Source organism: Pseudomonas sp. 22515 (assembly GCF_052044625.1).
In the GTDB taxonomy this organism is placed as follows: Bacteria; Pseudomonadota; Gammaproteobacteria; order Pseudomonadales; family Pseudomonadaceae; genus Aquipseudomonas; species Aquipseudomonas alloputida.
In genome coordinates, this window is record NZ_JBQENN010000094.1 from 1 (window position 1) to 317 (window position 317).

1 protein-coding gene is annotated in these 317 nt (G+C 59.9%); it reads left to right on the top strand.

From position 1 onward, the window contains the following. Nucleotides 1–317, top strand: a 317-nt coding sequence (locus ACTJJN_RS27090) for an immunoglobulin-like domain-containing protein (RefSeq protein WP_440781812.1), incomplete at both ends; no start/stop codon positions are given.

Consider the following 317-nt stretch of genomic DNA (forward strand, 5'->3'; position numbering starts at 1 on the left):
GATGGCAAAACCACCATCACCATCCCGGCTAACGGTACAACCGGCACTGCCACCGTCACTGCCCCGGACAACGTCTACGTTGGCACCAACGATCCTGTGATCAAATCGATCGCAACCGTTGAAGGCGCGGATGTCGGCAAGTTCGAGCAACTGACGCTGGACAAAACCCCGGTCAGCACGTCGGTTATCGACGAGCCAGGTACGCCGGGCAACGAAGGCGACCTGGTCAAGGTCACTATCACGGCCGACCAGACTTCGGTGGCCGAGAACGTCAAGCCGACCTTCACTGTGCACGTCAACCAGCCGCTGGCTCACGA